The sequence below is a fragment of the Pseudomonas salmasensis genome (assembly GCF_014268375.2).
Lineage (GTDB): Bacteria > Pseudomonadota > Gammaproteobacteria > Pseudomonadales > Pseudomonadaceae > Aquipseudomonas > Aquipseudomonas salmasensis.
On sequence record NZ_CP077083.1, the window covers coordinates 1,379,109 to 1,392,490 of the forward strand.

The window sequence follows — 13,382 nt, forward strand, 5'->3', positions numbered from 1 at the left end:
AACTTCTTGAAATTTAAGCAGTTGCGAAATTGCCTACAGTTAAATACTGTATGTGCGTACAGCCAATTAAGGAATGCTCTGTGGCAAAGCCCTCTTCCGCAGCACCTGCAGCGCCTGACGCCTATCAGCGACTGGCCATTCGCGTGCAAAAAATCATCAATTCGACCAACGCGCAGAAAGCCAAGGCAGCGTTGATCTTCCGTTTACCCGATGAGCCGGAGAACGATTGGCAACGTTTACTGGAAGAGATTGCGGAAAACGACAACGTCACCCTCGCCTATAGAGATGACGGTGGCGTGCAGATTTTCTGGGTTGTGCCGAAGGAAGATTGATTCAATGAGTGCCCGTTTTATTGCTGTGTGCTGTCTGTTTTTCACCGTCACCGTCACCGCCAACGCCCAGGCCCCTCGAACCTTCAGCGAAGCCAAGAAAATCGCCTGGAAGCTCTACGCGCCGCAATCCACCGAATTCTATTGCGGCTGCAAATACACCGGTAACCGGGTGAACCTGAAAGCCTGCGGTTACATACCGCGTAAAAACGCCAACCGCGCCGCGCGCATTGAGTGGGAACACATCGTGCCGGCCTGGCAAATCGGGCATCTGCGTCAATGCTGGCAAAACGGCGGGCGAAAAAACTGCACGCGTCATGATGAGGTGTTCAAGCGCGCCGAGGCAGACCTGCATAACCTGGTGCCGAGCATCGGCGAAGTGAATGGGGACCGTAACAACTTCAGCTTTGGCTGGCTGCCAGTGCAAAGCGGGCAGTACGGCTCATGCCTGACCCAGGTGGACTTCAAGGCAAAGAAGGTCATGCCGCGCCCATCCATCCGCGGAATGATCGCACGCACGTATTTTTATATGAGCAAGCAATACGGCCTGCGCCTGTCGAAGCAGGACCGGCAATTGTATGAAGCCTGGAACAAGACTTATCCGGTGCAAACCTGGGAGCGCCAGCGCAACCAGACCGTGGCTTGCGTGATGGGGCGTGGTAATGAGTTTGTCGGCCCGGTCAACCTGAAGGCCTGCGGCTGAACGTGGGCGGGGTGCCCGCCCACTTCGCCTGCTACTGCGCGGCGTTGTGCTGGATAATCTCCGACACGGTGTCGGTTTTCTTGGCCCGCGCCATTTTTTCGTTCAGCAGCGCCTGCTTGGCTTCTGCCTGCGCCTTGGTCGCAAACGGCCCCAACAGCACCTCATCCTTGCCGTCGACTTTCACGATATAGAAATTGAAACCGTGTTCCAGCAACCAGGCGGTCAAGTCGGTGATCGCCTGCAGCTTGTGGTCCGGCGGGCCGACCCGTATATCCCATTCCTGAGCGGCAATCGCACCGGCTTGCGGCAGGCTTTCGGTCACGGCAGGCTTGGCCTTGGGGGCATCGACCGATTTACCTTCACCGCATCCGGCCAACGCCAACACCACAATTGCCATCGCTACTTTACGCACTGCCCTGCTCCTTTGAGGATCAAAGAGGCAACTTTACCATTCACTGTCTATTCTGGCCGTCATAAACGTTGGCTTAAACAATGCGAATCATGTATCGCGACCTGTATGATACCGCCATGGGAATTAATGTCGCCTCTATGCGTCCTAAAAGAGGCAGTCACAGGGAAGCGCTTCGCAGTAAGCTACACACATCCGACACCTGCCCTGTCTGAAACATGTGTCCTTAAAAGTAATTCAAGGAGAAGTCCATGCTTATACTCACCCGCAAAGTCGGTGAAAGCATAAACATCGGTGATGACATTACGATCACCATCCTGGGCGTTAGCGGCCAGCAAGTACGAATCGGCATCAACGCGCCTAAGGATGTTGCCGTGCATCGCGAGGAGATTTACCAGCGTATCCAGGCCGGCCTGACTGCACCCGACAAAAACCAGACGCCTTGAAACGCCTCCAGTAGCCAGCCTTTTCGTTCACTGTAACGGCTGGCGAAAACCCAATTGGCCTGCTCGCGCTTCCTCGCGTGACCAGCGCGCCTTGAGCCTCCCCTTCGCTGCAAGATGAAACTGTCAGGGTATCCGGAACTTGTCGCGCTATTGGCAGCCCAATTTCTGACACTTTATCCTGCCATCCGAGTGCATTTCAGGAACACGTCGATGAGGCCAGCCGCGTCGCAACCCCTTGTTTCAAGATCGTGGATGATTGCCCTGCTGATAGGGCTGGTCTTTGTGGCACTCGGGTGTGGGTTGAGAATGGAAGTTGAGGGGGCCGACCCCGACACCCATTCCTGGGTGGATCTGGCGCTTCTGCTCTGCGGCTACCTGCTTGTGTTCTGCCTCAAGCCTATCCAGAAGGTGATCTTGCGCAAGTTGCGCCAGCGCGCCGCCCATCGCACCCACGAGAAAGCCCCACGCTGAGCGCTGTTGCCTGTTATCGGATCACCGGTATTTACAGCGCCGCCACACCACCTATCATTGGGCTTGCGCAGTCAGTCAAAGGGGCAGAGACAGATGGACACCCTCAGCAAAACCCAAATCGAATCGGCACTGGCAGCGCGCCTGCCCAGCTATACCGTTGAGTGCACACTGCATGCCGACGGTACCCTATCAGCCGTTCTCAGCGGCCCAGGGACCGATCACTTCGCGGTTACCGGCATCGTGCGTGCGCACTATCACGGTACAGAAGCCATCAACCGACTCGCCACCGAGATACTCAGGGAAATGGTGGTGTCACGCCAACGGATGAAAAACAGCCGGTTGCAGGCATTGTCAGATCCCATCGACTGCATGGAAGGCCGAGACCGGTGACAGACTCAAGGACAGCAAGCCATCAGCCCCACGCAGGGCTTTCAACGCACCGTATTCCTCGATACAAGCATGGGCAGTCACCATCGGCGCCAAGTGTGTCGAGGTCACCACCATGATATCCGCCCCCGCCGCTTCCCCAGCCTGAATGCCCACTGTGGCGTCCTCGAACACCAGGCAATCTTGCACCGGCACACCCAGGCGCTGGGCTCCCAGCACATAACAAGCCGGATCGGGCTTGCCCGTCTTCACATCTTCGGCTGTCACCAGTACCGCCGGCACGGGGATACCCGCCGCTTGCAGTCGGCGCACGGCCAAGGCTTTGGGCGCAGAGGTGACCAACGCCCATTGATCGGCGGGCAGGCTCGCCAAAAACGCCACCGCGCCAGGAACAGCCACGACGCCTTCGACATCGCGCAGTTCAGCTTCGGTGATCCACTCGGCTTCTATCTGTGGATCGACACCCGGCAATGCCTGGCGGGTGATCGTATCAATCGCGCGGGCACCATGAATGGTGTGCAGAAACGCTTCCACATCCAAGCCATGCCGAGCAGCCCAGATACCCCAGACACGCTCCGCAGCGGCAATGGAGTTGAGCAGGGTCCCGTCCATATCGAACAGGAAGGCGCGGTAACGGCGGGTAAATACACTTGGATTTGGACTGGACACTGCGCGGTTTCCTCATGGGCTGGGCCCCTGCAATCTACGGATCACCTCGTCGCTTGTAAACGCCGAGACCTGGCCCGTCAGCGCCAAGGCAAAAATGACGAACTTGTCATCATCCTGTTGGTTGGCTGTTGGGGTCGCCTGGTTACCGTGAACTCACTACCAACCCGGAACGTGAGACCACCATGAAACTGTTCGCCTTAGGCTTCGCCGCTTTACTCGTCACTGGCTCGGTATTCGCTGCCGACGCCGCCCCTGCTGCCAACGTGATCCATGACAAAACCGGCTTCTTCGTCCATCTGGATGTCGCCAAGGTGCTCTCGAGCACCGACACCTACGGCCAATGCGGGATTGTGCCAGCGCAACTGCGCTACCTGGACCACCAAGACCGCGAACATGTGCTGGATTACCAAGTCCAGGGCACCGGTTGCACCAATGACAATTGATCGGGCTACACTGGCGCAACTTATTGAAGCAGAGCACTTCCCATGAACATCCTTGTAGTCGAAGACGAACCCAAGGCCGGCAATTATCTGCTCAATGGCCTGCAGGAGCTGGGGCATTGCGTGAGCCTGGCCCGCGATGGCGTGGACGGTTTGCACCAGGCCCTGGAGACGCCGTTCGACGTGATCGTACTGGACGTGATGATGCCGAAAATGGATGGCTGGGAAGTGCTGCGCCGCCTGCGCAAAGAAGCCGATACCCCGGTGTTGTTCCTCACCGCCCGCGATGACATCGCCGACCGCATCAAAGGCCTTGAGCTGGGTGCCGACGACTACCTGATCAAGCCCTTTTCGTTCGCCGAACTGGTGGCGCGCCTGCGCACCCTCAACCGTCGCGGCCCGAGCCGGGATGAAGAACACCTGCAAATCGCCGACCTGCACATTGACGTACTCAAACGCCGAGTGACCCGCGCCGGCACGCGCATCACCCTGACCAACAAAGAATTCGCCCTGCTGCATTTGTTTGCGACGCACCAGGACCAGGTGCTGTCCCGTTCGCTGATTGCATCGCGGGTGTGGGACATGAACTTCGACAGCGACACCAATGTGGTGGATGTCGCCGTACGCCGCCTGCGCCTGAAAATAGACGACCCGTTCCAGCTCAAGCTGATTCACAGCGTGCGGGGCATTGGCTACCGCTTCGATACCCAACCATGAACCGCCAGCCCCCTTACTCCCTGACCCTGCGCCTGGCGTTGATCTTCGCCCTGCTCGCCTTCGCCCTGCTGGCAACCCTGGGCGTGGCGCTGTACCGGGAGCTTGAGCGCGAACTGGTCCGCCGCGATGACGCCGCACTGATATCTCGCGTGGATCAATTGCGCAACCTGCTCAACGACAGCAATACCCTGGACCTGATCAAGACCAAGCCAGAGCTGTTCCAGAACATGTTGGGCAACCGCGAATCGGTGCTGAGTATCGCCGCACCCGGCCAGCAGCCGCTGCTACTGGTGAACCCGGGGAACATTGAGCTGCCGTCGATCCAGCCGCTGCCCAAGGATCACCGGCTCATGTTGAACGACGTGCAACATTTACCAGGCCTGAACGGTATTCCCTTCTCGATGGTGGCCGTGGCTATCGACTCCGGCGACCTGGGCAGCCTGCAAATCACCAGCGGCCGCCTGATGACCGAGCGCACCGCGGTGCTCGCCAGTTATCGACTTAGCGTATACATCCTGGCGAGTATCGCCGCGATTATCCTGGCGCTGGTGGGTTACTTGCTGGTCCATCGTGGCTTGTTGCCGTTGCGCCGCCTGGCCCGGCATGCCCAAGGGATCGGCGTCAGCAACCTGGCCGAACGGCTCGACAGCCACGGTGCACCGAAAGAATTGCTGCCCATGATCGACTCGTTCAACACCATGCTTGAACGCCTGGCCAAAGGCTTTGTACAACTGGGCCAAGTGTCCACCGACATGGCCCACGAACTGCGCACGCCCATCAACAACCTGCTCGGCGAAACCCAGGTGGCCCTGCAACAGCAGCGCAGCATCGAGAGCTACCAGCAACTGCTGGCCTCCAATGTCGAAGAGCTGGAGCGCCTGGCGCGGATGCTCGACAACATGCTGTTCCTGGCCCGCACCGACCCCGCCAGCGCACTGCGCCAACGCCAGGCACTGGACGCGGCGGATGAAGTGGAACGTATCGCGGATTACTTCGAAGGGCTGGCCGGTGATGTGGACATGCACATCACCGCCCTGGGTGAAGGGGTGATCTGGGCTGAACCGATGTTGCTGCGCCGTGCCTTGGCCAACCTGTGCGCCAACGCCATCAAATATGGCGCGCCGGGCTCGGAACTGAGTATCCAGGCAGTGTCGGATGGCGCGGGTATCAACCTGAGGGTCAGTAACCACGGCCAGACGATCCCGGCCGAGCACCTGCCACGGCTATTCGAACGGTTTTACCGGGTGGATGAATCTCGCGAGCGGTCATCCCAGTCCAACGGACTGGGACTCTCGATCGTGGCGACCATCATGCAGTTGCATAACGGGCGGTACCGCGTCAGCAGTGAAGATGGCGTGACCTGTTTTGAGTTGTTTTTCCCTGGCCGTGAAGCCTGAGGGCGCTGCAACTCAATCAAGAACACCGTTGAGCACTTCGTAAATGATGCCGGTCGCAATAGCCACCAATATCAAATCGGTTCCCGCTTGCTGCCACTCGTAACCATTGTAGTGAGGCAACTGCCCCAGCAAGCGGTCATCGAGTTTCTTGGCAATACCCGGCGGCAGGGGCTTGCCGCGTGCCAGGTTTTTCTGAATGCCAGGCGGCAAGGCCGGGCCAGGGCGCCAATAATCGCGGTGGCCGCCCAACACATTCACCACCAAGCCGCGATCAACACTGAAGTTATTATTGGCTGGCCCGTCGTTGCCTTTGCCCTTGCCTTGCCCACCCTGGGCATTACCTTTGTTATTACCCTGGCCTTTACCCTTGTCCTGCCCACCATAGGCATCACCCTTGTTATTGCCTTGACCTTTGCCCTGCCCTCCGTAGACATCACCTTTATTGTTACCCTGGCCTTTGCCATTGCCTGGATCGGCAAGGGCAAGGCCACTGGTCACGGACAGTGCAAGCGACAACGCAACCGACACGAACTTCGTACGCTTTAACATGGCGACTTTCCAAGGCAATGATGTACTTGAACTGTAGTTGAAATCGCAACACCGCGTACAGCGTCAGCTGATCTGGCCACCGGCAAGGACGACATCCGCCTGGGTTTGCCAGGCGGCCAACGCCGCCACACGCAACCCTTCCACGGTCGTCGATAACGCCATCGAAGGCTCGCCCGACTCAGGCAAGCCAGGCACATGAATAAACCCACTGCGCACCCCAGTCCCCGCCAGCGCATGCTGCAAGCGGTAAAACACTTGGTTACACACAAACGTCCCCGCCGTCTGCGACACCGAAGCCGCAATGCCCGCGTCACGCACCGCCTTGACCATGCCCTTGATCGGCAACGTCGAGAAGTACGCCGCCGGGCCGCCCGCCACCACCGCGGTATCAATCGGCTGCGCGCCCAGGTTGTCGGGAATACGCGCATCGTTAACGTTGATCGCAACGCGCTCGATGGAAATATCACTGCGCCCATGCCCCAAGCCTGTGGCGATGACCATTGCCGGCTGCAGTTCGTTGATCACCTGCAGCAAGGTCTCGGCAGCGGAGGCAAATGCGCAGGGCAAGCAGCGCGCAACCATCGTCACGCCCTCGCTCAACGGCACACCGTCCAACTGGCGCACGGCCTCCCAAGAGGGGTTTACCGCCGCCTTATCAAAGGGCTCGAAGCCCGTCAGTAATACGCTTTGCACAATGACCTCACATCAACAGGTAAAGCAGCACGATATTGACCACCAGCATCATCAGCGCCGTGGGTATCTGGGCCTTGATCACTGCATTTTTGTCCGGCAGCTCCAGTAGCGCCGCCGGTACGATATTGAAGTTGGCCGCCATCGGCGTCATCAACGTACCGCAATAGCCCGAGAACATACCAATGGCCGCCATCACCGCAGGGTTGCCGCCGTAAATCCCCACCAGCACCGGCACGCCGACACCACCGGTCATTACCGGAAAGGCCGCAAAACCATTGCCCATAATCACGGTAAACAAGGCCATGCCCAACACATAGACCATCACCGCCACCAATTTGTAGTCCAGGTTGATGTAAGTGGTGGTGACATGAGCGACCGCCGTACCCACCCCGGCCTCATTAAACAACAGCCCGAGCATCGCCAGCATTTGCGGGAGCACCATGGCCCAGCCCAGGGCTTCGGTCAGGCGCCGGGATTCGCGCAACGCCTGTACCGGCGTATCACGGGTCAGCCAGCAGGCCAGGCCAAGGGCGATCAGGCAACCGATGCCGAGGGAGACAAAGGTGGTGTTCTTCGGATCCAGCAGCGGTACACCGCCGATTTCGGTGTGTTTAAGCAACACCGAACCAATCACCGTGGTCAGCGGAATCGCCAACGCCGGGATGAACAATTTATGGCCCAGGCGCCCGGCACTGGCTCGGGACGCCTTATCGTGCAACTCGGCGTGCTGGCCACGACCTACGCCGCCCAAGCCCGCAATCAACGCCATCACCACCACACCCACCCCGATGACCACCGAAGGCAGGCGCTCGCCTATAAGGAACGGCACGGCGAACAACAACCAGAACAGCGCACTCGACCAACGTTTGGGGTGGGAACGGTCGAGCAGGATCATGCCCGCGGTGATCAGCAACAGCACGCCCGCCAGCCAGTACAGGTATTGAATGGAAATAATCATTGAGCGGCCTCCACCGGGGTGGTGGCCGAACTCATTTCGCGGGTCAGGCGCCGGTCGAAACGATGCAACCGGATCGCGTGAATGATAAAGGCGCAGATCGCCGTCGGGATGCCCCACACCGCAATGTGCAGCGGCTCCACATCAATCCCCGAGCCGAGCAGGAAGGTGTGCATCAACGCAATCGCACCAAAGGCCACGAAGATGTCCTCACCAAAAAACAACCCGACATTGTCGGTGGCAGCGCACATGGCCAGTACCTTGTGACGCAGCTTGTCCGGCAGCTTGCCATAGCGTTTTTCCGCTGCGCCCTCGGCCATCGGCGCCAGCAGCGGCCGCACCATCTGCGGATGCCCACCCAGGCTGGTCAACCCCATGGCCGCCGTGGACTCACGCACAAACAAATAAATGATCAACAAGCGGCCGACCGTGGCGCGTTCAAAGCGTGCGATCCAGTTCTGCGCATGCAGACGCAGGCCATGGCGCTCCAGCAGGCCAATCACCGCCAGCGGCAATAATAGAATCAGTTGCAGGGCACGGGTCTGAAGGAAGCCATCACCCATGGTGGCGAGAATTTTTTCCAGCGGGAACTGGGCGGCAAGCCCGGTGGCGATGGCGGCGGCGGTGACCACCAACAGCGGATTGAAGCGCAATACAAAGCCGACCACGATGACAAGTACGCCGATCAACGGCCATAAGTTCACAACAGTTTGCATGGCGGGGAGGTCCTTTAGTGCGCGCTGCGGCGCCATTACAGCAGGATGTGGGCAAAGGGCTCACAGCTTGAAAGTGGCGTGCAGTCGGCTCGGTTTTTTATTGTTGACCTGAAAGGTCGAGCGTCAGTGGCGGCAACTTTGCTGCCTGGGGCCGGGGGTGTCCAACAAGAAAAATTGTTGCTGCAAACCAATAATTTTTGTGGGGGGATGACACTGTGCGGTACGGTGCCTGGAAGGAATTGAACCCAGTTTTTTTGGACAAATTGCGTGGGTGAGCTCGCTATGGCGTCGGAAGTGAAAATTCCTGATCAGCACCTATACTCCACGATGCAGCTGTGTGTACTTGTAGTTCATTCACGGCGTCATGCCGACAATGAGGGGTTCCCGCTATGTATGCCGGACAACTGAGTAATATGGCGACCACGCTTGGCGAGATACGCTGCCAACTGTTCGCCCAGGTAATTTGCCTGCTGGCGGTGGCGACGCTGTTCGCCTGATTGGACTTTCAAGCCCTGAAAGGACGCCGCCAGGCGTCCTGGCTTTGCTGCGCCAAAATTTCAGGCAACAAAAAAGGGCCCACCTTTCGGTGAGCCCTTCTAGACCGCCCAGCAGAGCGGATTTTGTTTGGTAGGCGCGATTGGACTCGAACCAACGACCCCCACCATGTCAAGGTGGTGCTCTAACCAACTGAGCTACGTGCCTGCTGTGAGGCGGCATTCTACGGAATTCCGAAGGGGTGTCAACATCTTTTTTGCAGCTAACCCTATGAATATGCGAATTTTTTATTTGCGCCGGGTCCACCCGTGATTTCTGGGTGGCTGGCAGGCAATTTTCAACTCAGGTAGGATCGGCGCACTCGTAAAAAATATAAAACAGAGGTTCCAGGATGGCGAACACCCCCTACCCCCAGTCGTATTACGCCGCTTCTGCGAATGCAGTTGCGCCCCGTCCTGTGTTGCAAGGTGAAGTCGAGACCGATGTGTGTGTGATCGGGGCCGGCTATACCGGGCTCTCCAGTGCGCTGTTTTTGTTGGAGAACGGCTTTCGCGTCACGGTGCTGGAAGCCGCCAAGGTCGGTTTTGGTGCTTCGGGTCGCAACGGTGGGCAGATCGTCAACAGTTACAGCCGCGATATCGATGTGATCGAGCGCAGTGTCGGGCCTCAGCAGGCGCAGTTGTTGGGGCAGATGGCGTTTGAAGGCGGCAGGATCATCCGTGAGCGCGTGGCCAAGTACCAGATCCAGTGCGACTTGAAGGACGGCGGCGTGTTCGCCGCCCTTAACAGCAAGCACATGGGCCACTTGGAGTCGCAGAAGCGCCTGTGGGAGCGCTACGGCCATACGCAACTGGAGTTGTTGGACGAGCGCCGCATCCGCGAAGTGGTGGCCTGTGACAACTATGTGGGCGGCCTGCTGGACATGAGCGGCGGCCATATACACCCGCTCAACCTGGCGCTCGGTGAAGCGGCGGCGGTGGAATCCCTGGGCGGCACGATCTATGAGCAATCGGCAGCAGTGCGCATCGAGCGCGGCGCCAACCCTGTGGTACACACCGCCGAAGGCAGGGTCAGGGCCAAGTTCATTATCGTCGCGGGCAACGCTTACCTGGGCAACCTGGTGCCGGAGCTGGCGGCCAAGTCGATGCCGTGCGGTACCCAAGTGATCACCACGGCGCCACTGGGCGATGAAGTGGCCAAGACGCTGTTGCCCCAGGATTATTGTGTCGAGGACTGCAACTACCTGCTCGACTACTACCGCCTCACCAGCGACAAGCGCCTGATCTTCGGCGGCGGCGTGGTGTATGGCGCACGAGACCCGGCGAATATCGAAGCGATCATTCGGCCGAAAATGCTCAAGGCATTTCCGCAACTCAAGGACGTGAAGATCGACTACGCCTGGACCGGCAATTTCCTACTGACCCTGTCGCGTCTGCCGCAGGTTGGCCGCCTGGGTGACAACATCTATTACTCCCAGGGCTGTAGCGGCCATGGCGTGACCTACACGCACCTGGCAGGCAAAGTACTGGCGGAGGCGTTGCGGGGTCAGGCTGAGCGTTTTGATGCGTTTGCGGGCTTGCCGCATTACCCGTTCCCGGGTGGGCAGATGTTGCGCACGCCGTTTGCGGCGTTGGGGGCTTGGTACTACGGGTTGCGGGATAAATTCGGGATGTAACCACTGTAGGAGCGAGCTTGCTCGCGAAAAACTCACAGCCGCCGCATTCATTCAGAATAAACGCGTTATCGTTGAAGTTTTTCGCGAGCAAGCTCGCTCCTACACCTACAGGGCTGCGCTTCAGAGCTGGTCGCGAGCAATCCCGCTACGAATCCGTACGATATCGGCCAATACTGCCAGCGCGATTTCCGATGGCGTCCTGCTGCCCAGGTTAAGCCCGATGGGTGCGTGTATCCGCGCCAATTCAGCCTCCCCTAACCCACCGATGCGGCGCAGTCGCTCAAAGCGTTTCTGCGAGGTCTGCAACGACCCCATCACGCCAATGTAGAACGCGTCGGTACGCACCGCTTCCATCATCGCCAGATCGTCGATACGCGGGTCATGGGTCAGCGCCACCACCGCCGTATCACGGTGACAGCCGCCGTCGGCAATAAACACCGACGGCAACTGGCGACGAATCTCCACGCCATTGAGCACCACACCTTCCAGCACTTCATCGCGCGGATCGCAGAGGATCACCTCAAAACCGAGGCCCACCGCAAACTCGGCACATGCCTGTGCCACACTGGAGTACCCGGCCAGCAACAGACGCTGAGCCGCACCAACACGGATGCGCACCCGCTCACTGTCACGCTCGATGCGCGCGCCCTGCTCGCGATCAACGAGCAAGCTGCGCGCCCCGCTGCCCAGGTCGACCTCGCGAATCAAGCGGCGCTGCCCGAGCAGCGCCGACTCCACTTCACGCAGGTGCGCCTGCACCTCGCAGTCTGGCTCGAGCTTCTCAACCAAGACATCGAGAATGCCGCCACAAGGCAGGCTGACCCGCGAGCGCGGATCGTCCCCTGCGCCGTAGCGCACCACGCTGACCGCATCGAGAAACGCACCTTCGGCGACGCGTTCGAGAAAGTCTTCCTCGACGCAACCACCCGACAACGACCCAATCCACTGCCCAGCGGCGTTCACCGCCAGCAGCGAACCCGGCGCACGCGGCGCCGAGCCGTAGGTGGCCAGCACCGTACAGAGCCAGATGCGCTGCCCGGCCACCGACCACTCCAGCGCCCGTCGCACCACTTGCAGATCCAGATGCTGCATGTCAGTGCGCCTTGTGCTCGATGGACGGCGCCTCGGCCTGCAGCTTCTGCACATCGCTCACCGCCAGCTCCGCCGATTGCCCGCCCCAACCTTGGCGCAGGTAATTGACCAGGTCGGTGAGTTGCTCCGAGCTGAGTTTTCCAGCGAAGCCCGGCATCGGTTGCATGTGCTCGAACCCGGAGAACTTCTGCTCGCCGATCCCGTCCTCGATCACCCGCACCAGGTTGCGCGGGTCTTCCAGACGCAGCGTGGTGTTGCCGCGCATCGCCACCGCGATATGCGGCTTGCCTTCGCCACCTACCGCATGGCAACCGGCACAGACGTTCAAGTATTCCTGACGACCGCGCTGGGCGCTCGGGCCAAGCTTGTCCACCGGCACTTCGACCAACGCCTTGGCTGCCGGCGGTTTATCGCCGAGCAGGAAGGTCGCCATCGCAGCCAGGTCCGCATCGCTCAGGCCCTGGGTGCTGTTGTGGAACACCGGGAACATCTCGTTGAACATCGTGCCTTGGGCGCTCATGCCGTGCTTGAGGAAGGTGCTCAGGTCCTGCTCATTCCAGCCGCGTGCGGCCAGGTCCGTGGCGAGCAGGCTGGGCGCCAGATAGCCATTGAGGATGCCGCCGGTCAGGCGCTTGTCCAGCTCCATCGCACCGGGCAGGCCGCGTGGCGTGTGGCATTCGCCGCAGTGGCCGAGCACTTCGACCATGTATTGGCCGCGCTTCCAGGCTTCGCTCTTGCCTTGGGCCGGTTCCAATTTCAGCGCTTTGCCGTACAGCACGTTCCAGCCCATCAGGCCCAGGCGCACGTTGAACGGAAAGCTCAGGCTCGTCACCGGCGCTGCGCGCTCGATCGGCTCGATGGTCTTGAGGTACGCATGAATCGCGTCCGAGTCTTCACGCGGCATCAGGTGGTAAGAGGTATAGGGCATCGCCGGATACAAGTACGCGCCGTCGCGACGCTTGCCTTCGGTCAACGCGGCGAAAAACTCATCATCGCTGTACAAGCCGATGCCGTGCTCTTTGCTCGGCGTGATATTGGTGCCGTAGATGGTGCCAAACGGCGAGACAATCGGCAGGCCGCCCGCAAACGGCGCGCCGCCCGGTGCCGTGTGGCACGCCATGCAGTCAGCGGCGCGGGCGAGGTATTCGCCGCGCTTGGCTTGATCATCAGCGTGGGCAAACAATACCGGCGCAGCCAGGCCGACCGTCAAGGCCAGGCGGGTCAGAAAAAGCTTCATGC

The 13,382-nt window shown here is 59.7% G+C and carries 17 protein-coding genes and 1 tRNA gene; 9 read left to right on the forward strand and 9 right to left on the reverse strand.

Annotated features, from left to right (window positions below):
* Positions 1–80 precede the first annotated feature (80 nt).
* Both HU731_RS05845 and HU731_RS05850 read left to right on the forward strand, forming a co-directional pair.
* On the forward strand, positions 81–332 hold the full coding sequence (locus HU731_RS05845; protein ID WP_032896197.1) for a DUF1654 domain-containing protein: 252 nt from the start codon (positions 81–83) through the stop codon (positions 330–332).
* Positions 333–336: 4 nt separating this feature from the next.
* On the forward strand, positions 337–1,032 hold the full coding sequence (locus HU731_RS05850; RefSeq protein ID WP_094773837.1) for an endonuclease: 696 nt from the start codon (positions 337–339) through the stop codon (positions 1,030–1,032).
* A 31-nt stretch (positions 1,033–1,063) separates the two neighbouring features.
* Here the strand turns inward: HU731_RS05850 and HU731_RS05855 are convergent, their stop codons facing one another.
* Entirely contained in the window at positions 1,064–1,429 is a 366-nt protein-coding gene (locus HU731_RS05855) for an SPOR domain-containing protein (RefSeq protein ID WP_186607729.1), read from the reverse strand.
* 263 nt (positions 1,430–1,692) lie between these two features.
* Between HU731_RS05855 and csrA the strand changes: the two genes are divergently transcribed.
* The 3 genes from csrA to HU731_RS05870 all read left to right on the forward strand — a co-directional run bounded on the left by csrA (position 1,693) and on the right by HU731_RS05870 (position 2,748).
* Positions 1,693–1,887 (forward strand): carbon storage regulator CsrA, encoded by a 195-nt coding sequence (gene csrA, locus HU731_RS05860; protein ID WP_003192511.1) that lies wholly within the window; start codon positions 1,693–1,695, stop codon positions 1,885–1,887.
* A 210-nt stretch (positions 1,888–2,097) separates the two neighbouring features.
* Positions 2,098–2,358, forward strand: a complete 261-nt coding sequence (locus tag HU731_RS05865) for a hypothetical protein (RefSeq protein ID WP_186607651.1) — start codon at positions 2,098–2,100, stop codon at positions 2,356–2,358.
* A gap of 93 nt (positions 2,359–2,451) precedes the next feature.
* Positions 2,452–2,748 (forward strand): hypothetical protein, encoded by a 297-nt coding sequence (locus HU731_RS05870; protein WP_186607650.1) that lies wholly within the window; start codon positions 2,452–2,454, stop codon positions 2,746–2,748.
* Here HU731_RS05870 and HU731_RS05875 read toward each other — a convergent pair.
* Positions 2,710–3,414 (reverse strand): HAD family hydrolase, encoded by a 705-nt coding sequence (locus HU731_RS05875; protein WP_186607649.1) that lies wholly within the window; start codon positions 3,412–3,414, stop codon positions 2,710–2,712. The genes HU731_RS05870 and HU731_RS05875 overlap by 39 nt on opposite strands.
* A gap of 182 nt (positions 3,415–3,596) precedes the next feature.
* Here HU731_RS05875 and HU731_RS05880 point away from each other — a divergent pair, with 182 nt between their 5' ends.
* The 3 genes from HU731_RS05880 to HU731_RS05890 are packed head-to-tail and all read left to right on the forward strand — an operon-like array spanning position 3,597 to position 5,968.
* On the forward strand, positions 3,597–3,857 hold the full coding sequence (locus tag HU731_RS05880; protein ID WP_186607648.1) for a DUF2790 domain-containing protein: 261 nt from the start codon (positions 3,597–3,599) through the stop codon (positions 3,855–3,857).
* Positions 3,858–3,899: 42 nt separating this feature from the next.
* Positions 3,900–4,571, forward strand: a complete 672-nt coding sequence (locus tag HU731_RS05885) for a heavy metal response regulator transcription factor (protein WP_044275184.1) — start codon at positions 3,900–3,902, stop codon at positions 4,569–4,571.
* A complete protein-coding gene (locus HU731_RS05890) occupies positions 4,568–5,968 on the forward strand; it encodes a heavy metal sensor histidine kinase (RefSeq protein ID WP_186607647.1) in 1,401 nt (466 codons plus the stop codon). Before HU731_RS05885 ends, HU731_RS05890 begins: the two co-directional genes overlap by 4 nt.
* 12 nt (positions 5,969–5,980) lie before the next feature.
* Here the strand turns inward: HU731_RS05890 and HU731_RS05895 are convergent, their stop codons facing one another.
* The 5 genes from HU731_RS05895 to HU731_RS05920 form a co-directional block, all read right to left on the reverse strand.
* Positions 5,981–6,517 carry an anti-virulence regulator CigR family protein gene (locus tag HU731_RS05895; protein WP_186607646.1) on the reverse strand — a complete coding sequence of 179 codons (537 nt, stop codon included), beginning with the start codon at positions 6,515–6,517 and terminating at the stop codon, positions 5,981–5,983.
* A 63-nt stretch (positions 6,518–6,580) separates the two neighbouring features.
* Complete coding sequence (pcp, locus tag HU731_RS05900) at positions 6,581–7,210, reverse strand: pyroglutamyl-peptidase I (RefSeq protein ID WP_186607645.1); 630 nt, start codon at positions 7,208–7,210, stop codon at positions 6,581–6,583.
* Positions 7,211–7,217: 7 nt separating this feature from the next.
* Positions 7,218–8,168, reverse strand: a complete 951-nt coding sequence (locus tag HU731_RS05905) for a DUF979 domain-containing protein (RefSeq protein WP_056785791.1) — start codon at positions 8,166–8,168, stop codon at positions 7,218–7,220.
* Positions 8,165–8,881, reverse strand: coding sequence for a DUF969 domain-containing protein (locus HU731_RS05910; protein ID WP_032896171.1), 717 nt, complete (start codon positions 8,879–8,881; stop codon positions 8,165–8,167). Before HU731_RS05910 ends, HU731_RS05905 begins: the two co-directional genes overlap by 4 nt.
* 625 nt (positions 8,882–9,506) lie before the next feature.
* Positions 9,507–9,583 (reverse strand) — tRNA-Val (locus tag HU731_RS05920).
* 184 nt (positions 9,584–9,767) lie between these two features.
* On the opposite strand from HU731_RS05920, the gene HU731_RS05925 reads away from it, so the two are divergent.
* Entirely contained in the window at positions 9,768–11,051 is a 1,284-nt protein-coding gene (locus tag HU731_RS05925; protein WP_056785797.1) for an NAD(P)/FAD-dependent oxidoreductase, read from the forward strand.
* 120 nt (positions 11,052–11,171) lie between these two features.
* On the opposite strand, the gene HU731_RS05930 is transcribed toward HU731_RS05925, so the two are convergent.
* Together HU731_RS05930 and HU731_RS05935 are read right to left on the reverse strand one after the other, a co-directional pair.
* Positions 11,172–12,143 (reverse strand): XdhC family protein, encoded by a 972-nt coding sequence (locus HU731_RS05930; RefSeq protein WP_186607644.1) that lies wholly within the window; start codon positions 12,141–12,143, stop codon positions 11,172–11,174.
* A 1-nt stretch (position 12,144) separates the two neighbouring features.
* On the reverse strand, positions 12,145–13,380 hold the full coding sequence (locus HU731_RS05935) for a c-type cytochrome (protein WP_186607643.1): 1,236 nt from the start codon (positions 13,378–13,380) through the stop codon (positions 12,145–12,147).
* Positions 13,381–13,382 lie beyond the last annotated feature (2 nt).